Raw genomic sequence first — 20,425 nt, forward strand, 5'->3', positions numbered from 1 at the left:
TAAGCGATCAGAATCCGGCTTTAAGCGTGAATCGTCAGTTGAAGCTGCTTCAGGTTCCTCATTCGAGCTTTTATTACAAAAGCCAAAGGGAGATTTCCCGGACAGCTTCCGACGAACAGGTCAAGGACGAAATGATGGAGATTTATATGGAGACGCCCTTTTACGGAGTTCCTCGTTTGACTGCGGAACTGAAACGTCGCGGGTACAGAGTGAATCATAAACGGGTGCGCAGGTTACAGAAATGCTTGAATCTGCGGACAGTCTATCCATGTCCGCGTTTCAATACCTCGGAACCTCATCCGGAACATGAGAAATTCCCTTATCTTCTGCGTAAATGCAAGATAGAGCGCCCGAATCAGGTCTGGAGCACAGACATTACTTACACGGCGGTTGCCGGTCATCGAGCATTTGTGATTGGAATTGTCGACTGGTTCAGCCGCAAGGTATTGGCTTATAACGTAGTGAATACAATGGATGCTTTTCATTGTGTCGAAACGTTAAAAACGGCGATGGATTCCTACGGGAAACCGGAGATTTTCAATTCGGATCAAGGAAGCCAGTTTACCAGCTCGGAGTTTGTAACAGAACTCCGGGCTCATGGCATTCTGATCAGCATGGACGGGCGGGGACGTTGCTTGGACAATGCAAAGATGGAGCGATTCTGGTGGGCGCTGAAATATGAGGACATCAAAATTAAAGAGTATATCAGCTTGCCGCAGCTCCGCTTCGGCGTCGAACATTATGTGAATTTTTACAACTCAAGGCGGATTCATTCGGCACTCCAATATCGGACGCCGGATGAAGTCTATTTCGGAACTTGTAATCGGCAAACAATGGGATATAGTAAGCCAAGGGTCTTTACACCAATCTTTCAATAAAATGTTGTCCAAGCGGGGGAGAAGCGCAATGGGGAAAGTTTTCTGTGCCGGTCACTACAGTCATGGTTCGCTGGATCTCTGTACCGATCATTACCGTTGTCTCATCCGGAGCGGCGATGGGCTGCTGCATCTGTACGGCCGCGGTTCCCGGTATGCGGATCTCATCTTCGTTCCGGACGCCGGATTCTCGCCGGAGTCCGGGCCGTTTCAGCTGGAACTGGAACGGAAGGATTTCTGCGGCGAAACCGATCGACTGAAACTCGTCTGCCGCAGTGAAGATTCCGTCCGGAGTGAAATCACCTTTTTCCCCGACCGGATTGAGTTCAAGGCCGAACGGACCGGCGGCGCCCCGTTTCTGCCGGAGGCCTTCTATCTCGGGCGCGGGTCGAAACTTTTCAGCGACAAGCTGTTCACGCCGGGCTGGCCGGACCGAACTTTGCCGCTGGGGCACGATCTGCGGCGTCAGGAGCCGGTCCGGCTTTCGCCGGGTCTGCTGTCGCCGCCGCCCTGGTGTTTTGCCGCGCAGCAGGAGAACGGCCGCTGGATGGGGTTCGAACTGGAGCCGGAAGAGGAGGAGTTCGACTTTTATGAATTTGATTCCGTTCCCGGCCGGGATCATGCGTTCTGCTGGAGCGTCGGCTACGGGGGATGCAAGGCCGCATGTTCGCGTCTGTCGGCTCCGGCGCTGGTTCTGCGGTTCGATCTGGAGGACGAGTATGAGCTTTTCCGCCGGCATGCGGAGACGATTGTGGAGCCCGGCCGGTACGGGCCGCTCGTCCGGAGCGCTCCCGCGTGGCACCGGGGCGTCGCGCTCTGCGGCTGGCGGTTTCAGGGCAGCCGGCAGGATCTCTGCACGCAGGCCAATTACGAGGAGCACATCGCGTACTTTCAGGAGCAGGGGATTGATTTCGACACAATCATTCTGGATGATTTCTGGGGGGATCCCCGGCGTCACGGCATCTGGAAATGCGATGAAACCAGATGGCCCGACCTGCGCGGATTCATCGAAAAACGCCACGCCGAGGGGCGCCATGTCCTGCTCTGGGTCTGTACCTACGGCTCCGGATTGCCGGCAGAGGAGACGCTCGACGGCAACATGCAGAATCTCGATTCGCCCGCATGGCGTCAACGGCTGCGCGACGATGCGCACCGCATGCTCTCCGCTGATCCGGGCTGTTACAATGCGGACGGGATCAAATATGATTTCACCGCGCTTCTGCCGCAAAAGCCGGGGTGCTGTTCGGTCTGCGGAGTCGGCTACCTCCGCGAGCGGTTCCGGCTGGTGTACGAGGCGATGACCGCGGTCAAGCCGGAGGCGCTGATTCTCTGCCAGAGCGTGAATCCCTACTTCACGCCGTGGCAGAGCATGATCCGGCTCAACGACTTTACCGCACTGCCCTGTCACGGTCTCGAGGAGATGCGCATCCGGTCACGGATTGCGCAGGCGTCGGGATACGGTCTGCCGGTGGATCCCGATCACGTTTCGTTCGGCGCCTTCTCCTACCGCGGCGGATACGATTTCTTCCGCGAGATGGAGTCGCTTGGAATCGTTTCGCTCTACCTCAATCGCGAAGATCTTGCCGACCCGGAATTCTGCGAAATCCTCCGCGCGCTGGTGCGGCGCAATCTCCTGCGTCATCGCAGTTGATCGCTTATCATTCCGGAGATTTCCCGCCTTCCGTCATTGTTTCGCTGCGGAAAACGCTGACGGAAAGGCGACAATCTGCACTTATTGTTCTTAAAATATAGATAAATCTGCATTTTTCTGTTGACATTTAAAGCGGTTTTGATTATAATATTTACAGGAAAAATTATGAAGATTAAGGGCAGATAAAAGAGGTTTTGTGCGATGAAATGGAATAAGTTCCATCTGGATACCGCGAAGAATCTGCCGTTGTATCAGCTGCTGGCGGACCAGTTGCGGCAGTGGATTCTTACCGGCGTCCTTGCGCCGGGGGAGAAGCTCCCCGGTTCGCGGGAGCTCCAGAAACTGCTTCATCTCAGTGCCGTCACGATTGAAAACGGCCTGAATATTCTGACGAAGGAGCAGTTTCTTCTCCGCCGTCCCCGCTGCGGCACCTTTGTTGCAGAAACTCTGCCGGGAATGGCGACTGGAATGTTGGAGCCTCCCGGGTGCATTTATGCTGTTCTTTCCAACCTGAAAGGGCTGGTCGGTTCCTATTGGTGGATTATCGTTTCCGGGCTGGAACAGCAGTTGCGCAAGGCGGGATATCGGCTCTGCATCCACCAGCACGAGGCGGATTCCCCGTTGCCGGAAGAGTTGCTGCATTACAAGGATTGTATCGGGCTGCTTCTTTGCGGATACAACTCCCGCCGGCTTGCGGAAAAAGCCAAGGCGGCCAATATACCCGTTGTGCTGATCGGCGGGTTGGATGAGGAGGATTCCGGTGATGTAGATTTCGATATGGTAATGCACAATGACCGAGAACGAGCGATGATCTCCATGGCCCATCTGCTGGATCTGGGGCACCGCCGGATTGCCGTCGTTACCGCCCCGCCTCACAGCCAGTTTGCTGCCAGACAGAAGCAGGGGGTAATGGATGCCGTTGCAACATATGGACTTACCGGTGAAACCATCACTTTCTTCCAGCCCGAAGGGTTGGAATATGAAGACGGTGTTGCCGTCGGTTATGAAATTTTCTGCCGCAGAAACCGTCCTACTGCGGTGTATGCAGGAAACGATTTTCTGGCGTACGGCATTATTGCGGCAGCGGAAAAACTAGGTCTGTCGACGGGGAGGGATTTCTCCATCATCGGTTGTGGCGGAATCAATGTTTGCGGTATTCCGTTGAAACCGGTTCTGACCACTACCGTAAGCAAGCCTGAGGAGTCGGTCCGGATTGCGGTGGAGAAACTGCTCCGGCAGATACAAGAACCGGGGCGACCGAACAGTACCACGGTCGTTCGCGTCGATGCCATCTGTTATGGAGAAACCACTCGGATTTACCGGCAGGAATCGGCTTCCGGAGCCATCCTGGTCGATTCGGATCGTCTGATTGCTGTTCCATGAACATCGTCACATAGAGTCGAAGGGAGAAAAGATTATGAAAACTTTTATCGTAAACAAGTTGTGGCTTTCGCTCAGGAAAGGACAACGAAAATTTACACTTATAGAATTATTAATTGTAATTGCTATCATTGCGATTTTGGCATCAATGCTGCTGCCGGCATTGAATCAGGCAAGGGAGAAGGCAAAGTCCACTACCTGCATCAACAATCAGAAGCAGTGTGCTTCTGCGAATCTGGTTTATGCCAACGATTTTAACGACCTTATTCTGTTTCGCTCTTCCAACAATGGCTCGCATGATTCCTGGGGGGGCATTCTGCTCGAGAACAAATATCTGCCGGGGAGTTACACCTCGCTGGGCAACTCTTTTTTGTTTAATTCCGTGCTGGTCTGTCCCACGGTACGGAGGAGTCCGACCGCAGATCAGGAGTCGCAACTGCGGTTCCGGACCTACGGCATGCCATATTATCAGACTGATTTCGACTATACCAATCGCACGAAACAGGTGGTGCTGGGGAAGTTTGCTGTCACCCTGTCCGACTCCAACTCTTCGTTATTTTTTTCTCTGCTCAAGATGAAGCAGCCGAGCGGCACCGTCATGTTGGCGGACAGCGGTTATTTGAACAGCAGCAATCAGTTCGGATACTGTGTCTGGAACATCCCCGTGCATAATATCTCGAGCGATTATGGACTTACTCTGCGTCATTCCAACCGGGCAAATGTAGCCTACATGGATGGGCACGTCGAGGGAGGAAGTCCGCAGGAACTTTACGCCTCTCCGACGAATTTCCGGCGTTTTATTGATGGAAACGGCAACCTTTCCCCTGCACAATGGCCGCAGATTTATCAAAACCTCTAAGCAGGATGTACAGACAATGTTGAAAAAAGAGATCCTGATTGTAATTGTTGCTGCGGTTGCCTGTCTGCTTTCTGCGGCAGAACTTCCGGAAACGGTGAAATTTTCGAATAACGGCTCTTTCCGGATCGGCGATGCGGAGTTCTATATCCAGAACTACTCCTCGGCATGGAAACCGTCATTGAACGGAAACTGGCAGAACCGGAAGGCGAAGCTGAACCGGAGCGGCTTGACGCTTTCGGCAGTCATGCCGGTCGGGGGACAGAAAGCCGATGTCACGGAGGGGATCACTCCGACCGGCGATGCGGAGTTCCGGCTCAACTTTCAGGCGAAGTTCCGCGAGCCGGTGGTGGTCAATGCGCTTCACGGGGTCTTTCTGGTTCCCACAGCGGAGATGATGGTCTTCGTCGACGGCAAACCGGTCCGTCTGCCCGAAAAATATTCCGTGATGACTTTACTCAACAATCCAAATGCAAAAGAGTTTCGCTTCTCGGTCGCCGGCGGATATGAGGTGCTGGTCTCCGGAAATCCGCTCCGGCTGACGATTCAGGACAACCGGAAATTTGACAGTGATACGTTTTCGTTCCGCTTTGGAGCCGAGCCGGGAAGCGGCAAGATAAAAGAGTCGAAACTTGCTCTCTCGTTCCGTATTATTCCCGTCAAGTTGCAGCCGGTCAGTCTGAAAAAGGCGGCAAACATGGACTTTGTTGACGAGGCGCCGGGAGACGGGAAGGGCGGCTGGACCGATCAGGGGCCGGAAAACGATCTGCGGAAACTGAAACCCGGCACGGTCCGGACGGGCGCCCTCTCGTTCGAGGTGCTCGACCCGGCGAAGAACGGCGGTCGCGCCGCGTTGGTGCTCGCCGGCAAACAACGCGGTTTCGCCATTCCGGCCGCTACGCTCCCACTGCCGGAAAACCGTGCCGGAGCGGTCAATCTGCTGCACGCCTCCGCTTGGACCCCGGCGAACGGGACGACGCTCGGCACCGTGATTGCACAGTACGCGGATGGTTCTTCGGTCCGCATTCCGGTGGTGGCCGGCCGCGATTGCGGTAACTGGTGGAATCCGTTCCGGGGGAAAAATGCGGCGATCGTGTGGAGTGTGGAGAATCCGGAGGCTCTTGTCGGACTTTACGCATCCAGTTTTGCTCTGCCGAAACCCGGACCGAAATCGCTGCGCTTCGAGACGGCGACGCCGGAGACGGTCTGGATGATCGTCGGCGTGACCCTCTCCGACAAACCGATCCGTTTTGCCGCGGTGAGCGACAAACCGTTGGAAATGAAAGCGAACTACGAGTGGAAACCGCTCGCATTCCAGCGGAAAATCAACCGCGGCAGCGCGCTCGACTTCTCCTTCCTCGCCGATGCTCCGGCCGGGAAGTACGGCTTCATCCGGCCGACGCCGGAAGGGACGCTCACATTTGAGAAGGCGCCGCAGAAACGGATTCGGCTCTACGGACCCAACCTCTGCTTTTCCGCGAGCTTCCTGAAGAAGGAGACGGTGGACCAGCTCGCCGATTATTTTGTCTACTGCGGCTACAACACCGTGCGGATTCACCACCATGACACGGAACTTCTGGACCGGAAGGCGAAAGATACGCTGACCTTCTCCGCCGCGAAGCTCGATCAGCTTGATTATCTGGTGTATCGGATGAAGGAGAAGGGGATCTACGTGACCACCGACCTCTACACCAACCGGGTGTTCAAGCCGGGCGACAACATCCCCGAATGCGACTTCTACGACCAGCGGCAGATGAAGATGCTCCTGCCGGTCAGCCGGGCGGCGATGGAGAACTGGAAGGAGTTTGCGCGGCGGTGGATGAGCCATAAGAATCCCTACACCGGCCTCACCTGGGCGGAGGAGCCGGCGCTCTACTGCATCAATCTGGTTAACGAGGAGGTATTGACCGGAAACTGGAACCGCACTTCGTCGAGTGTCAAGCTGTATGAAGCGGCATTTGCGGAGTATTGCGCAAAGAAGAGACTCAAGGGTGGAGCGGCCTCCAATACCAATCCGGTTTTCCTCCGGTTCCTGTACGAACTGCAGGACCGGGTGCTGGCCGAGCAGATCCGTTTCGTCAAGGAGACGCTGGACGTGAAGGCGATGGTGACCAGTCTGAATCATCAGAACCAGATTCCACTTACCCTGTTGCGGTGGCGGTTCGACCTGGTGGACAATCATGCCTACTTCGATCATCCGGGATTCCCGGAGAAGCAGTGGAGTCTGCCCTTCAGCTACCGGCAGGTGTCGGCGCTCCGCCGCATGGCGGTGGTGCCGCGGAATCTGATGGCGACCCGCCTGCCGGGGAAGCCGTTCATTGTGACCGAGTTCAACTACTGCAACCCGAACCTCTACCGTGCGGAGGGCGGCCCGTTGATCGGCGCCTACGCCGCATTGCAGAACTGGGATGCGCTCTACCGTTTCGCCTGGAGCCACAGCGCAAGCGGAATCTACAAGGTCGGCGGCGCCTACGGATTCGACGTGGTCAACGACCCGATGGCGCAACTGTCGGACCGGATTGCGATTGCGATGTTCCGGCGAGGCGATGTTGCGCCGGCGAAGGTGACATATGCCTATACGGTTTCTCCGAAGTGCTTTGAACGAAATGAGTTTGATGCATTTCCGGTGACGTTTCAGAATCTCGGTCTTATCGCCGGCATCGGTTCGGTTCCGGAGGGGGATCGCACGGTGCCCCGGGGAACGGTGGAGCTTACTCCGGCGCAGGCGAAGAATCCCGCCGCGTTGAAGGATACGAGTATCGCAAAGCTCTGGCGTGAAGCGAACGAGAAGCGCATTGCCCGGAGCGTCACCGGTCAGTTGCGGCTCGACGGCAATGCGTCCAGTTTCACGGTGACGACGCCCCGGACGGAATCGATCACACTTGCTTCGGGCAGTCTTGCCGCCGGGGCGCTGCGGGTGAAGGAGGCGACTTGTTTCCAGACGGTCGCGGCGATTTCGCTCGATGACAAGCCGCTGACGGAAAGCTCCTCCGTGCTGGTGATCCAGCTCACCAACGTGGCGAACACGGGATTGCGCTTCACCAATGAGAGCCGGAAGGTCGTGACGAAAACCGGCCATCTCCCATTGCTGATTCAGAAAGGGCGTGCGACGGTGGAACTCGCTTCGGCGCGTCCCTTCCGGGTGACGGCGCTCAGCTGCGACGGCGTGCCGTACGGCGAGGTGAAGGGAACACTGCAGAACGGTGTCTTCCGCTTTACGGCGGATACCACGCAGTTCCCCGGCGGCGTCATGGCCTACCATCTGACCCGGTGACGTCGGATTTCCTGTTAACCTGTTCCGGGGGAGGGGGATTCCTCCCCCGGTTCTTTTTGCAGGGAGGGCGGCGGATTATGCAAAATTTTGATTTTTTTTCATTTGGCTATTGACATTGGCCGATCTTTCTGGTATAATAGATAACGTGTTAACTTAACGTGTTAAATCTTGAGATATCCTGTCATGGAGCGGAAAGGAAAAAACTGCACGATCCGGGAGCTGGCCCGCTACGTTGGTCTGAGCACCTGCACGGTGTCGAAGGTGCTGAACGATCACACCGGGGCTCTGTCGATTCCGGAGAGCACGCGCCGGAAGGTGAGGGAGGCCGCGCGGGAACTCAACTACGTGCCGAACGTGAATGCGCAGCGTTTTTTCAAGCGGCGCAGCTCCGTGATCGGCCTGCTGGTGCCGCCGCAGGAGGAGATGGGGCACAACGTCTTTCACGACACACATTTTGTGGATATTTTAAGCGGGATCGAGAAGGCGTTGAGCACCACCAGCTACAATCTGCTGCTGCTCTTCAACCGCCCGGAATACAAAGCCGGGAACCGGTACGAGGCGATGTTCAGTTCCGGTTTCGTGGACGGGCTGCTGATCTGGGGCGCGCACCGGTCGGAAGGGTACTGGCAGGAGCTGGTGGAGCTGACGCAGCCGCGTATTTTTCTGACGTCGATGCCGGACTTTTCCCCGGATGAGCCGCTGCACTATGTCGCGAGCGACTACGAACAGTCCGCCTGCGGAATCGTCAGTCGGCTGAAGGCGCAGGGATGCCGCCGCTTCTGCTGGCTGGCGGGCCGAGAGGATACGTCGATCATTTCGCAACTGGCCGCCGGGATGGCGCGGGCCGGCGTCACGCTGGAGGAGTCGGCGATCCGTTACAGCGACTACACCGAGGCGGAAGGGGAACGGCTGGCCGCGGAACTGCTTGAGCACGGTGAATTCGATGCTTTGCTGGCGACGGCTCCGCAACTGGCGCGCGGCGCCGTCCGGTACATTGAGGCGCACCGCCTGCCGGTACAGGTCGGCAGTTTTGACGGCCAGCGGGGGACCCGGCTGATGTCGGACCACTACATTTCGGCATTGACCAACGACTTCGAAATCGGTTTGAAGGCGATGGAAAAAATGTTCGCATTGATCGAAGGAGATACGGACATGGTACAGATGAAGGTGCCGGTGGATTTCACTGCAGACGAAGGAGCAAAGGAAAATGTACAGTTTTAACGCGATGAGGCATGCGGAAGAAAGGGGGTCCCGGTCGCTTCGTTCTCCCCGTTCCGGAGAAAGACGGTTCCCGTCATTTACTCTGATAGAATTGCTGATCGTGATCGCGATCATCGCGATTCTGGCGTCGATGCTTCTGCCGGCGCTGAACAAGGCGCGCGAGAAGGGACGCACGGCAACCTGCGTCTCGCTGGTCAAGGGGTTGGGAATGGCCAATATTCTGTATGGAAATGATTTCGGCGGCTGGTCGGTGCCGGTTTCCTACGGGGCCATCGGCTCGCAGACCGGATATGACCGGGTGGCGCCGTTCCGCAGTTATCTGGGGTTGAATCCGGATATCTCCTCCACCCGGCGGGTGCCGCAGAAGTTCATCTGCCCGAAAGCGAACTTTTCGCTGCTGGAGGGATCCGTCGCCGGTTCCGCCGGGTTTCTGCTCGATAAAAGTTTCGGCCTGAACTACACCAGTGCACCCAATACGAGCGGCTCACTGCTGTTCCGGGGCTTCAAGTTGAATGCGGTGAAACGCCCCTCCGACAAGATCCAGTTTGCCGACGGGCTGGATTACCAGCTGCACTGGAGCTACCGCGACGATTACATCACGGTCCTGAATGCCGACGAAAGCGGTCCGGCCGGAACGGTCTACGGCAGCGGATACCGGATTGCCTACCGGCATGAACTGATGGTGAATATTGTGTACTGGGACGGGCACGCCTCCACGACGCAGTCGGGGCCGATCCGCGGCAGCGGCGACGCCTGGGACCTGACGAAAAAATAAGGAATCGCCGCCATGAGACGAGTTTGCATTTTGCTCGGCGCCGGATTGCTTGCCTGGAGTGCGGCCGCCGGCGAGTTTCTGGAAAACAAGCAGACCTTCGCCCGGGGAATCTTTCAGCAGACCCGGCTTGATCAGGACGGCCTGATCCGCCTCGTCCCCGGAGCGACGGCAGGAACCTTCTCCACCGAAATCATCGACCTCGGCGAAACGAATTCCGCCCGGTTCACCGGCTGGGTTGCCGAACAGCCGCCCGGCACCGCGGTTTCGGTGGAGTATCGCTCCGCGGCGGAACCGTTTGACCCGGCGGCATCGGTTCCGGCCTGGCGCAAGGCGGTCAACGGCGCGGTTCCCGATGCGGATGGCCGCCGGTATTTTCAGTACCGGGTGCGGCTGGAGGTGAAAAAGGGGAAGAATGTACCGTTCCTGCGGGAACTGCTGGTTTCGACCCGGTCGCCGCGGGAAAAGTTCTTCGCGGAAAAGCATGCTCCTGCGAAGCTCGACGATCTCAATATGATGATGCTCTACAGCGTGACGCCGGAAAAGCTGTTTCACGTCTACTCCCAGCTCCCCTACGACGCCTCCGAGCGCGGTCTCTACATCCTGCGCAATGCGCCCGGGAAGAAGATCGGCGACGGTTACCGGTATGTTCCGGGCGAGAACGAAATGTATCTGCCGATGCGGTACGGCACGCGGATTCTGGTGCGGTTCCACCCGGTGGCGACATTCAGCAATCTCACGTTGTACCCCCGCGACGTGATCCTGCAGGCGAAGGATGGCCGCAAGAAGACGGGGATGCGGGCTCAGCACCGGACGGTGAACTTCTTTGACCGGGATTTCATCCGGGAGTACCACACCGGCCTGCGGGCGGCGGTCCGCTATTATAAGCAGAACAATCCCTATGTGTTCGGCTACACCCTGATGTCGCCGGAGTTTTTCTACGACACCGAACCGTGGCCGCAGATGACCTATCTGAGCGGTTTCAGTCCGGAGGCGTTCGACTCCTACCGGGAATTCTCCGCGAAGCTGGGGCGGCCCGTCAGCGGCTGGCCGGTTCCCTCCGACGGGGATATTCTGCTCGATCCGCAGACCTATCTGTGGTCCTACTGGCGCAGCCGGGCCGGGGCGGATTATATCGCGGGACTTGCCCGGATCATCCGCGAGGAGGATCCGGAGGCGCTGATCGGCACCATGCACTATGTCGGGGCGATGAGCCTGCGAGGACTGGAACCGGGCTTCATCGAATGGAATCCGGATTTCAACTTCTACTCCTCCTCCAATCTCTATCCCCGTGTGCCCGGCAAAGACGGGCTCGACGGCGGCACGACCTTCAGCTACACCAGACTCAATGTGGAGGGCCATTCCCGAAAGAGCAACTTGCTCGAATATGACCTCTGGTCGCCCTACGTGGATGCCCGGCGGGCGCTGACCTATGCCCGCTATGCCGCGCTGGAACGCGTTCTGCCGATGCCGATCGTTCTGGGGAATTTCCCGGACAACACCCCTTCCAATCACCTGACCCGCTACCACGGCATGAAAGGCTCACCGGTGACCCCGGCGCTGCTGCGGACTCTGGCGGACAATATGCAGCAGGTGAGAAAACTGCGCACTTCGGAGAAGTTCAGCCAGGTCGCCGTCATTCTGCCCACCATCTCACTGCACGCCCTGCTGGAAAAGGATCGCTGGCTCCCGCACCGCCTGGTCCAGCAGCAGCTTCACATCCTTGCACCGCTGCTGAAACTGAATGTGGCGTTTGATTTCCTCACGGAAGGGTATGTGACAACCGAGCTGTTGAACCGCTACAAACTGGTGATCGTGCAGCAGCCCGCCGTGTACCCCTGGATGCGCAAGGCGCTGGCCGGAACCACAACGGATCTGCTGATCCTCGGCTGGGGTGGAACTGTGGCCGCGCCGGGACCGGAGAAACTGCTTTCGCCGGTCGCGCCGGAGGCGTTTGATGTTACGTCCCGTTCCGCCTGGCGCCGGGGAACCGAGCCGGAGCCGACCTTCTTCGCCACCGGCGGAACCGTCCGGGAACAGGCGGCGAAGATCCAGTTCGGCAATTCGCCGCACGCTCTGCTCGCGGGTCTGCAGGGGATGAAGCTGGAATACGACGCCCCCGGGCTCGGCGGGCGCGCTCTGCCCTACGTCGCCGGAATGAAGGGCACGTCGTTCGCGGTGGACGGGCAGGGGAACAGCGTTTACGCTCTCCAGCGCGAGAACGGGCGGAACGTGATCCATTTCGGCCTGCTGCCGTGGCAGTTGAATGCGGATGGTTCGGAAAAGCGGCTGTTCTCTCCGGAGCAGGAGACGCGCTTCCTCTCCAACATCCTCAACTTCTGCGGGGTTGAATATTATCCGTCCTCCGGCGCCTTGCGGCTGATGCGGAACGGGGAATGGCTGCTGGTGGAAAACACCGCCGAGACCCCCTACCGGGGCAAGTTGCCCGCCGCCGTCAACGCGGCGCGGAGTCTGCCGGATGCGGAGATCACGGTTCCGGCTCAGAGTTCCATTCTTCTGCCGCTCTCTCGCTGAAGCGCGGCGTCGCATGCCGGGACGGTGGGAGCGGCGATTTTTCTCCGCTGCCCGCTGGTGCCCGATGTCAACGATTCCCCGGACCATCTTGTCGCGATCGCCGCACTGGCGGAGGAGCTCTCCGGCATCGAAGAGGTCACGCTGGAGCCATACCATCCGCTCGGCGTGGAGAAGGCGGAACGGCTCGGGCGGCAGGGAACGTGGAAGTGCAGAAACTTCCCGCTGCCGGAACGAGTGAATGCGTGGCGCCGGGCCATTGCTTCGAGGATGCGGAAACGGGTTGTCGTCGCTTGAATGCCGCGCTTCAGCCGCGGAAGATGAAAAACACCGCTCCCGCAATACAGAAAGCCGCGTAGAGGTAGTTCCACGAGAGCGATTCCTTCATGTAAAGCAGGGTGAAGGGGACGAAGACACTGAGTGAGATCACCTCCTGAAGAATCTTCAACTGCCCGAGCGAAAGCGTGGTGTGACCGATCCGGTTGGCGGGCACCTGGAGCAGATATTCAAACAAAGCGATGCTCCAGCTCGCCAGCGCGGCGACATACCACGCCCGGTTGGAGAGGTTTTTCAGGTGGCCGTACCATGCAAAGGTCATGAATACGTTGGAAAGAATCAGCAGACCGATGGTCTGCGCCGTCGGAGGTATGTTCATCATATTCGCCTGAAGGTTGATCCCGCCGGAGAAAAGGAAAGTGCCTTGCAGGCGGGAAATCCGGCGCGGAAATCCGCGGAACGGCTTTTTTTGCGGAGCGAATGCATCTTTTCTCTCTTTCCGGTTTGAAAACATCGTTGTGCAACGTTATAATAGATACAATCAACGCGCCATTTGCAAGGCGCAACGAAAAGAAATAACGGAAATCTCTGGATTTACTATGCCCAACCGTACCGGAATCACCATTGCCGGCGAAAGCAATCCCGGGCTGGTCCGGCGGCACAATGAGGATAATTTCGTCATTGTCGCTCTGCCGGAGCGGTCGAGCATCCTCGCCGTCGTCGCCGACGGCGTCGGCGGCCACAGCAACGGCGGCATGGCGAGTCTGATCTGCTGCCGCGATCTGGCTGACGCCTATTTCAGCATTCCGGACGAAGAGCTCTCCACCCCGTTGCAGGCGGAAAAATTTTTGCGGGATGAAATCCGGGTCATCAATCGGAAGATTTTCGAACGCAACTACTTTGAGGAACTCCGCCGCCCGATGGGCAGCACGATCCTCGCCGTGCTTTTTCTGCAGGATTCTCTCGTGATGGCCAGCGCCGGCGATACCCGGCTTTATGAATTGCCGCCGGACCGGCCGCTCCGTCAGCTCTCGGTCGATCATACGCTCAGCGCCGCCTATCTGCGCGCCCATGGGCGAAATCCGGAAAACCGCGCGGTGCTCCGCAATGTCATCATGCGCGCGGTCGGGCCCCGGCGGGAGCTGGCGCTCGACGTGCGGGTGTTTCGCAAACCGGCGGGGGCGCGCTATCTTTTCTGCACCGACGGCGCGTACCGCTACTCTTCCGACCGGCAGTTGCGGGAGGCGCTGGAGGATGCCTTCGTGCCGCGCGACACTGTTTCCGCAGTGATGCGCACCGCGCTGCTCCGCGGCGGGCATGACAACATCACCGTGATCGCCGCATTCGTCGAGAGGGGGAGCTGATGGCACTGCTGGAGGTGGAAGATCTCAAGGTGCACTACCCGGTGCGCGGCTCCTGGTTCCGGCCGAAGCGGTTTGTCCGTGCCGTCGACGGGGTCTCCTTCTCTCTGGAGGCGGGCGAGACGGTCGGTCTGGTCGGGGAGTCCGGCTGCGGCAAGAGCACGCTCGGGCGGGCGCTGGTCCGGCTGGAGCAACCGGTTTCGGGCCGGGTGCTGCTCGATGGAAAAGACATGGCGGCGCTGCGGGGGCGTGAACTGCGCCGGGCGCGCCGGAACTTTCAGATGATCTTCCAGGATCCCTACGGTTCGCTCAATCCGCGGCTGACCGTGTGGGCGGCGCTCGACGAGGTGCTGGCGCTTCACTCCGGGCTGGAGCGGGAGGCGCGGCAGCGGCGGGCGGTGGAACTGCTCGAACGGGTCGGACTTTCGGCGGAGGCGCTCTATCGGTATCCGCATCAGTTTTCCGGCGGGCAGCGGCAGCGGATCGGCATCGCCCGCGCACTGGCGGCGGAGCCGCGCTTCATCGTCGCCGACGAACCGGTTTCCGCCCTCGACGTGAGCGTGCAGGCGGCGATCATCAATCTGCTCGACGATATCCGGCGGGAGACCGGGACTTCGTTTCTCTTCATCGCGCACGATCTTGCGGTGGTCGAACACATCTCCTCGCGGATTCTGGTGATGTATCTGGGGCACATCGTTGAAAGCGCGCCGTCGCGGGAGCTGGTGGCGTCGCCGCGCCATCCTTATACGCGGGCGCTTCTGTCGGCGGTTCCGACGTTGGATGCGGCGGGGCGGAAGCGGATTGTCCTGCCCGGTGATGTGCCCTCTCCGCTGTCGCCGCCTGCGGGGTGTCCGTTTCATCCGCGCTGTCCGCGGGCGCAGGAGCGCTGCCGCCGGGAGGCGCCGCCGCTTGCCGCCGTGCCGGGATCGGCGCGAAAGTGCGCCTGTTTTTACCCCGTGGAAGGGGAGCAAACGGCGTAATGTGCGGATTTTCTGAGATAAATCTGCGATTCCATGTTGCAAATCCGGCCGGAGGGATTATATTTCGAGAAAAGAGTGTATCTGTGAGAGTATAACCGTTTCGACTATAGAGGGCATGGGGTTATGGCGGACCATCCGAAATTGACAGTTCTGTATGAAAAGCTTCGGGGCAAGACCTTCGAGATCGACAAGGATCAGATGAGCATCGGCCGCCGGGATGGGATGGATATCTGCATCAAGGATTCCAGCTTGAGCGGTCATCATGCCGACATCATCCGGAGCGAACAGAACGGGAAGACCGTTTATATTCTGCGTGACAACGACAGTACCAACGGCACCCGGATCAACAACGTTCCGATTACGGAGCAGGTGCTGAAGAATTCCGACCTCATTCTGCTCGGCGGCGTCGAAGTTCTGTTCGACAGCAACGAGGAAGGCGGCGAATCGGGGAGCTTCACCAAGACGCATACGATCGACCTCTCCAGCATCGACAGCAATGTTTCGACGGTTCAGACGATGATCAATCTCTCGCCGTTTGCCGCCGGGGAGCGCAAGAAACACGCGATGGTGCAGAAGGCGATCATCGGCGTGGTGGCGCTGACGGCGCTCGCTGTGGTCGGGCTGGTGATTTGGGTGCTGATCAATATGCTCGAGACATTTTCGTGATTTCGTTTCACCGGCAGGGGGGAAACGACAGGATAGCCGTCCCGTCCGGTGGCTCTGGTTCGCCGGCAGGGCGGTGGTTTTTGATTGAAGAGGAGTAATTTTCCGGATGCAAGAAAAAGAGAATAAAGAGAAAAACGAGATGGATCCGAAGCGGGTCGGAGAAGATCGTCCGGGCCGCGAGAAGAACAACCCGTTTCAGCGGGGGCGTCTGCCGGCTCCGCGTTCCAGCCGGGCCGCCGTGGTCTGGCTGGTTCTGCTGCTGGCGATCGGTTCGCTGGTGCTGTTCCGCGGATACGGCCCGTCGAAGGTGGTCACGCTTTCGCAGAGTGAATTTGAGCGTCTCTTGCGGGAGTCGAAGGTTGCTTCCGCAGTAATGACCGCGGAGAGCGACCGCATTTTCAACGTGGAAGGCAAACTCCGCAGCGGTGCTGCCGGTTCGGAGAGCAAGGTCGTCGAAAACAAGGCGCCGGAAAGCACCCGGGGGGGGCGCGGGAATCTTTCCGGGCTGACTCCCTACAAGACACGGGTGATCTACTCCGAGCGTCTGGCCGAGCTCATGAACGGCATCCGGGTCCGGGTGGATTCCAACAACGCCGGTCTCTGGAACTTTCTGCTGGTGGGGATTCTGCCGGTACTGCTGATTGTCGGCGTGATCTACTTCTTCACTGCCAGACAGATGCGGATGACCGGGCGCGGCGCGATGGATTTCGGCAAAAGCAAGGCGCGGATGATTCCGCCGGATGAACTGCACGTCAAGTTCGACGATATTGCGGGGGCCGACGAGGCCAAGGAGGAGATTGGCGAGATCGTCGAGTACCTCAAGGATCCGTTGCGTTTCCAGCTGGTCGGCGGTCAGATCCCGAAGGGGTGTCTTCTGGTCGGCGATCCCGGTACCGGTAAGACGTTGATGGCGAAGGCGGTGGCCTGCGAAGCCGGCGTGCCGTTCTTCTCGATCAGCGGTTCGGATTTTGTGGAGATGTTCGTCGGTGTCGGCGCGAGCCGGGTGCGCGACATGTTCGAGCAGGCGCGCAAGAGCACGCCCTGCCTGATCTTCATCGATGAGATCGACGCGGTGGGCCGTTCCCGCTTCTCCGGCTGGGGCGGCGGGCATGACGAACGCGAACAGACGCTGAACGCCATGCTGGTTGAGATGGATGGTCTGGAGAGCCGGGCGGGGGTGATTGTGCTCGCCGCGACCAACCGGCCCGATGTGCTCGACCCGGCACTGCTCCGGCCGGGGCGGTTCGACCGGCAGGTGGTGATGGATCTGCCCGACATCGCCGGACGGCGCAAGATTCTCGATGTGCATGTGAAAAAGATCAAGGTGGATCCCTCGATCGACCTCGACGTGGTGGCCCGCACGACGCCCGGGTTCAGCGGTGCCGACCTGGCGAATCTCTGCAACGAAGCGGCGCTGCTGGCCGCCCGGCGGAACCGGGAGGCGGTTACGCAGGCGGATCTTGAAGAGGCGCGCGATAAGGTGAGTTACGGCACCGAGCGCCGGAGCCGCAAGATCACCGAGCGGGAGCGCCGCCTGACCGCCTATCATGAGGCGGGCCATGCGCTGGTTGCGCTTCACAACGAGCACTGTACGCCGGTGCACAAGGTGACGATCATCCCGCGCGGGCAGTCCTACCTCGGCGCGACCTTTACGATGCCGAAGGAGGATGTCTACACCCGCAGCAAGCTGGAGCTTGAGGCGGAGATGGCGATGACCATGGGCGGCCGCGCCGCCGAGGAGCTGGTGATCGGCGATGTGACCACCGGTGCGGCGAGCGACATCAACCATCTCACTTCGATCGCCCGCCGGATGGTCTGCATCTTCGGTATGAGCGACAAGATCGGGCCGACCAAGTGCGGCGACTTCCCGGCGCACCCGCATATGCGCATTGACATGCCGCCGCCGGAATCGTGCAGCCCGGAGACGGTGCGCGAGATCGATCTCGAGGTGCGGCGGCTGGTGACGAATGCGATGAACGCGGCGCGCGAATGCCTCAAGACGCATCGCGACGAGCTGGAAAAACTTGCTCAGGCGCTGCTGGAACGCGAGACGCTTTCGATCGACGAGATCAATACGCTGCTCGGATTGAATCCGGAGGCGGAAAAGCGCGAAGATGTTCCGGGGAAGGCGCAGGAGATCAGGCCCACCACCGATGCCGGAACTGTCGGAAACAGCCTTTAAGCCGGTTGCCGGCGGCTGCCGAGTTTCGCTCCGGGTGCAGCCCGGGGCGAGCCGCAACGCGGTTGCCGGCAGTTACGGCGACGCCGTGAAGATCGCTCTGCAGGCGCCGCCGGTGGATGGCCGGGCAAACCAGGCGCTCTGCCGGTTGCTCGCCGACTGGTGCGGCATTCCCAAAAGCAGTGTCGAGCTCAAATCCGGCCAGACCGGCCGGAGCAAGGTGCTGGAACTCGCCGGCGTCACCCCCGAAGAACTCAAAGCAATTTTAACGCAGCATATGGAAAAATGAATCGGAAAGCTATTATCTTTCTCGCGGACGGCATGGCCGATGAGCCGTTGCCGGAACTTGGCGGAAAAACCCCGCTGGAAGCGGCGAACACTCCGGCGATGGATTCCATCGCCCGGGAGGGGGTCAACGGTACGTTTCTGACCCTGCCGGAGGGGTTGCCGACCTCGTCGGACGTGGCGAATATGTCGGTGCTCGGATTTTATCCGGAGCGCAACTATCCGGGGCGCGGCCCGATCGAGGCGGTCAGTCAGGGGATTGAGCTGGGGCCGGACGATGTGGCGTTCCGGTGCAATCTGGTTTATGTCTCCAGCGACGGCGTTCTGCGGGATTATTCGGCGGGGCACATCGACAACGAGACCGCCGCACAGCTGATGCATGATCTGCAGGAACAGTTCGGCAACAGCGACGTGACCTTTCACTCCGGCGTGAGTTATCGCAATCTTCTGGTGCTGCACGGGAAGCGTTTTTCCGACCGGATTCACTACTTCAAGCCGGATTCTTCGCAGGACATGCCGGTTGCCGAGTTGAAGCTTTCCGCGGCGGATGATTCGCCGGAGGCCGCCTATACGGTGGAGTTTCTTGACCGGCTCGGGCAGCTCTGCGCCGCGTTTCTGGCGGCGCATCCGCTGAACCGCGGCCGGAAGGCGCCGGCGAACTGGATCTGGCCGTGGAGTCCCGGCCGCCGTCCCCGTCTGGAACCGTTCAGCGTCTGCTATGACGGGCGCCGCGGCGCGGTGATCAGCGCGGTGGATGTGATCAAGGGAATCGGCAAGAGCAGCGGCATGGAGGTGATCGAGGTGCCCGGAGCGACCGGATTCCTCGATACCAACTACGCCGGAAAGGTGGCGGCGGCGCTGGAGGCGATCCAGCGCAACGATCTGGTCTATGTCCACGTGGAGGCGATCGACGAATGCTCCCACCTCGGCGATTTGAAGCTGAAGATGCAGGCGATTGAGGATTTCGATTCGAAGATCGTCGCATCGGTTCTTGCGGCGCTGAAGGGGAAGGGGATCACCTTTGCTGTTCTGCCGGACCACCCGGTGCCGATCAAACTGCGCAAACACACCACGACGCCGGTGCCGCTGGCGATCGCCGGGCCGGGAATCGAGCCGGATTCGGTGCAGAGTTTCAGCGAAACCCTCGCTCCCACCGGTTCCCTCGGGTTTCTGCGCGGGAATGAGCTGGTGAAGAAGGTGCTCGGCCTCTGAGCCGCCCTCGGGTTACTCCGAAGTTCCGCCGCTGCGCTGTCTGCGGCGGTACTCGCCGGGGGAACAGTGCTCCCGGCGGGTGAAGAGCCGGGTGAAGGAAACCGGATTGGGGTAGCCGCAACGGCGGGCGATCTCGGCGATCGGCCAGTCGGTTCCTGACAGCAGAGCGATGGCATTCATCATGCGGACATTCCGGATGCAGGCGCTGACCGGTTCGTTCCGCCGTTCCCGGAAGAGCCGGGTGAGGGTGGAACGGGAAACACCGACATGTTCGGCGAGAAAATCGATCCCCAGTTCCGGCTCCTGATAGCGGTTGCGGATGTAATCCATACACTCTTCGTAGATATCCTTGTGAAAGCCGGGATGGTGACTGCCGATCAGACGGGCGATGATCTGCCAGGCGGTGCCGGAGAGTTCGGCGAGCATGCCGGGGGAGTCGGTGCTGATATTCTCCTCGATCCGGCGAAACAGAGCTTCCGGAAACCCGGAGTCGCAGGAGATTTTCCGGGGAAGGCGGCAGGCGAGCAGCATTGCGGCGGCAAGCGGTCCATCGAGGCAGAGCCAGCGCCAGTGCCACTCCCGGCTCTTCACCCGGTAGTGATGGGTTTCGTCCGGCAGGAAGAGAAAGACGTCATTCCGCCTCATCTCGAAGGGTTGACCGTAGTGGATGATCTCGCCGCAGCCGGAGATGGTCCAGCTGATCTCCAGTGACGGGTGACGAAGGGCTCCCGAAATGATATCCGCTTCGCCCGCCTTCATGGTCGTACAGCCGATGGAACGGACGGCGAACGGCATCGGATAATCGTAGTTTGCCAGACAGTTTTGCCGGAAATATCCTTTTGCCTTCATGGGCTTCCTCCCCCCTGCTTTTGATCTGATTAATCAAAAATATAATTCAAAAAATC

Annotated in this window: 17 protein-coding genes; 15 read left to right on the plus strand and 2 right to left on the minus strand. The window is 59.4% G+C overall.

Annotation, left to right across the window (positions count from 1 at the left end):
• The 9 genes from ACMLHG_RS10920 to ACMLHG_RS10960 form a co-directional block, all read left to right on the plus strand.
• A partial coding sequence (locus ACMLHG_RS10920; RefSeq protein ID WP_417170519.1) for an IS3 family transposase occupies positions 1-878 on the plus strand: 878 nt, incomplete at its 5' end.
• Between the two features lie 28 nt (positions 879-906).
• Positions 907-2,526: a TIM-barrel domain-containing protein gene (locus tag ACMLHG_RS10925; RefSeq protein WP_417170520.1), complete on the plus strand. Its 1,620-nt coding sequence runs from the start codon at positions 907-909 to the stop codon at positions 2,524-2,526.
• 201 nt (positions 2,527-2,727) lie between these two features.
• Positions 2,728-3,909: a substrate-binding domain-containing protein gene (locus ACMLHG_RS10930; RefSeq protein WP_417170521.1), complete on the plus strand. Its 1,182-nt coding sequence runs from the start codon at positions 2,728-2,730 to the stop codon at positions 3,907-3,909.
• A gap of 34 nt (positions 3,910-3,943) precedes the next feature.
• On the plus strand, positions 3,944-4,765 hold the full coding sequence (locus ACMLHG_RS10935) for a prepilin-type N-terminal cleavage/methylation domain-containing protein (protein WP_417170522.1): 822 nt from the start codon (positions 3,944-3,946) through the stop codon (positions 4,763-4,765).
• A gap of 16 nt (positions 4,766-4,781) precedes the next feature.
• Complete coding sequence (locus tag ACMLHG_RS10940) at positions 4,782-8,036, plus strand: hypothetical protein (protein ID WP_417170523.1); 3,255 nt, start codon at positions 4,782-4,784, stop codon at positions 8,034-8,036.
• 183 nt (positions 8,037-8,219) lie between these two features.
• Positions 8,220-9,257, plus strand: coding sequence for a LacI family DNA-binding transcriptional regulator (locus ACMLHG_RS10945; RefSeq protein ID WP_295810609.1), 1,038 nt, complete (start codon positions 8,220-8,222; stop codon positions 9,255-9,257).
• Complete coding sequence (locus ACMLHG_RS10950) at positions 9,244-10,032, plus strand: prepilin-type N-terminal cleavage/methylation domain-containing protein (RefSeq protein ID WP_417170524.1); 789 nt, start codon at positions 9,244-9,246, stop codon at positions 10,030-10,032. The genes ACMLHG_RS10945 and ACMLHG_RS10950 overlap by 14 nt, the downstream gene beginning before the upstream one ends.
• A gap of 12 nt (positions 10,033-10,044) precedes the next feature.
• Positions 10,045-12,564, plus strand: a complete 2,520-nt coding sequence (locus tag ACMLHG_RS10955) for a hypothetical protein (protein ID WP_417170525.1) — start codon at positions 10,045-10,047, stop codon at positions 12,562-12,564.
• Between the two features lie 24 nt (positions 12,565-12,588).
• The gene (locus ACMLHG_RS10960) at positions 12,589-12,858 is read left to right on the plus strand and encodes a hypothetical protein (RefSeq protein WP_295810617.1); all 270 of its coding nucleotides are present in this window, start codon (positions 12,589-12,591) and stop codon (positions 12,856-12,858) included.
• A 10-nt stretch (positions 12,859-12,868) separates the two neighbouring features.
• Here ACMLHG_RS10960 and ACMLHG_RS10965 read toward each other — a convergent pair whose 3' ends face one another.
• Positions 12,869-13,219 (minus strand): DMT family protein, encoded by a 351-nt coding sequence (locus ACMLHG_RS10965; RefSeq protein ID WP_294433209.1) that lies wholly within the window; start codon positions 13,217-13,219, stop codon positions 12,869-12,871.
• 217 nt (positions 13,220-13,436) lie between these two features.
• On the opposite strand from ACMLHG_RS10965, the gene ACMLHG_RS10970 reads away from it, so the two are divergent.
• The 6 genes from ACMLHG_RS10970 (at position 13,437) to ACMLHG_RS10995 (ending at position 19,520) form a co-directional block, all read left to right on the plus strand.
• A complete protein-coding gene (locus ACMLHG_RS10970) occupies positions 13,437-14,201 on the plus strand; it encodes a PP2C family protein-serine/threonine phosphatase (RefSeq protein WP_294433211.1) in 765 nt (254 codons plus the stop codon).
• On the plus strand, positions 14,201-15,178 hold the full coding sequence (locus tag ACMLHG_RS10975) for an ABC transporter ATP-binding protein (RefSeq protein ID WP_417170526.1): 978 nt from the start codon (positions 14,201-14,203) through the stop codon (positions 15,176-15,178). Before ACMLHG_RS10970 ends, ACMLHG_RS10975 begins: the two co-directional genes overlap by 1 nt.
• Before the next feature lie 123 nt (positions 15,179-15,301).
• Positions 15,302-15,844 carry an FHA domain-containing protein gene (locus ACMLHG_RS10980; RefSeq protein WP_294433214.1) on the plus strand — a complete coding sequence of 181 codons (543 nt, stop codon included), beginning with the start codon at positions 15,302-15,304 and terminating at the stop codon, positions 15,842-15,844.
• Between the two features lie 139 nt (positions 15,845-15,983).
• The gene (gene ftsH, locus ACMLHG_RS10985) at positions 15,984-18,026 is read left to right on the plus strand and encodes an ATP-dependent zinc metalloprotease FtsH (RefSeq protein ID WP_295810623.1); all 2,043 of its coding nucleotides are present in this window, start codon (positions 15,984-15,986) and stop codon (positions 18,024-18,026) included.
• Positions 17,998-18,312 (plus strand): DUF167 domain-containing protein, encoded by a 315-nt coding sequence (locus ACMLHG_RS10990; RefSeq protein ID WP_294433217.1) that lies wholly within the window; start codon positions 17,998-18,000, stop codon positions 18,310-18,312. Before ftsH ends, ACMLHG_RS10990 begins: the two co-directional genes overlap by 29 nt.
• Complete coding sequence (locus ACMLHG_RS10995) at positions 18,309-19,520, plus strand: cofactor-independent phosphoglycerate mutase (RefSeq protein ID WP_417170527.1); 1,212 nt, start codon at positions 18,309-18,311, stop codon at positions 19,518-19,520. The genes ACMLHG_RS10990 and ACMLHG_RS10995 overlap by 4 nt, the downstream gene beginning before the upstream one ends.
• Before the next feature lie 12 nt (positions 19,521-19,532).
• Here the strand turns inward: ACMLHG_RS10995 and ACMLHG_RS11000 are convergent, their stop codons facing one another.
• On the minus strand, positions 19,533-20,369 hold the full coding sequence (locus ACMLHG_RS11000) for an AraC family transcriptional regulator (RefSeq protein WP_295810630.1): 837 nt from the start codon (positions 20,367-20,369) through the stop codon (positions 19,533-19,535).
• Positions 20,370-20,425 lie beyond the last annotated feature (56 nt).

It is taken from the genome of Victivallis sp. (assembly GCF_048170485.1).
In the GTDB taxonomy this organism is placed as follows: domain Bacteria; phylum Verrucomicrobiota; class Lentisphaeria; order Victivallales; family Victivallaceae; genus Victivallis.

Coding starts and splice junctions, on each gene's coding strand:
- ACMLHG_RS10925 (WP_417170520.1), top strand. CDS start 907: ATGGGGAAAGTTTTCTGTGCCGGTCACTACAGTCATGGTTCGCTGGAT.
- ACMLHG_RS10930 (WP_417170521.1), top strand. CDS start 2,728: ATGAAATGGAATAAGTTCCATCTGGATACCGCGAAGAATCTGCCGTTG.
- ACMLHG_RS10935 (WP_417170522.1), top strand. CDS start 3,944: ATGAAAACTTTTATCGTAAACAAGTTGTGGCTTTCGCTCAGGAAAGGA.
- ACMLHG_RS10940 (WP_417170523.1), top strand. CDS start 4,782: ATGTTGAAAAAAGAGATCCTGATTGTAATTGTTGCTGCGGTTGCCTGT.
- ACMLHG_RS10945 (WP_295810609.1), top strand. CDS start 8,220: ATGGAGCGGAAAGGAAAAAACTGCACGATCCGGGAGCTGGCCCGCTAC.
- ACMLHG_RS10950 (WP_417170524.1), top strand. CDS start 9,244: ATGTACAGTTTTAACGCGATGAGGCATGCGGAAGAAAGGGGGTCCCGG.
- ACMLHG_RS10955 (WP_417170525.1), top strand. CDS start 10,045: ATGAGACGAGTTTGCATTTTGCTCGGCGCCGGATTGCTTGCCTGGAGT.
- ACMLHG_RS10965 (WP_294433209.1), bottom strand. CDS start 13,219: ATGATGAACATACCTCCGACGGCGCAGACCATCGGTCTGCTGATTCTT.
- ACMLHG_RS10970 (WP_294433211.1), top strand. CDS start 13,437: ATGCCCAACCGTACCGGAATCACCATTGCCGGCGAAAGCAATCCCGGG.
- ACMLHG_RS10975 (WP_417170526.1), top strand. CDS start 14,201: ATGGCACTGCTGGAGGTGGAAGATCTCAAGGTGCACTACCCGGTGCGC.
- ACMLHG_RS10980 (WP_294433214.1), top strand. CDS start 15,302: ATGGCGGACCATCCGAAATTGACAGTTCTGTATGAAAAGCTTCGGGGC.
- ftsH (WP_295810623.1), top strand. CDS start 15,984: ATGGATCCGAAGCGGGTCGGAGAAGATCGTCCGGGCCGCGAGAAGAAC.
- ACMLHG_RS10990 (WP_294433217.1), top strand. CDS start 17,998: ATGCCGGAACTGTCGGAAACAGCCTTTAAGCCGGTTGCCGGCGGCTGC.
- ACMLHG_RS10995 (WP_417170527.1), top strand. CDS start 18,309: ATGAATCGGAAAGCTATTATCTTTCTCGCGGACGGCATGGCCGATGAG.
- ACMLHG_RS11000 (WP_295810630.1), bottom strand. CDS start 20,369: ATGAAGGCAAAAGGATATTTCCGGCAAAACTGTCTGGCAAACTACGAT.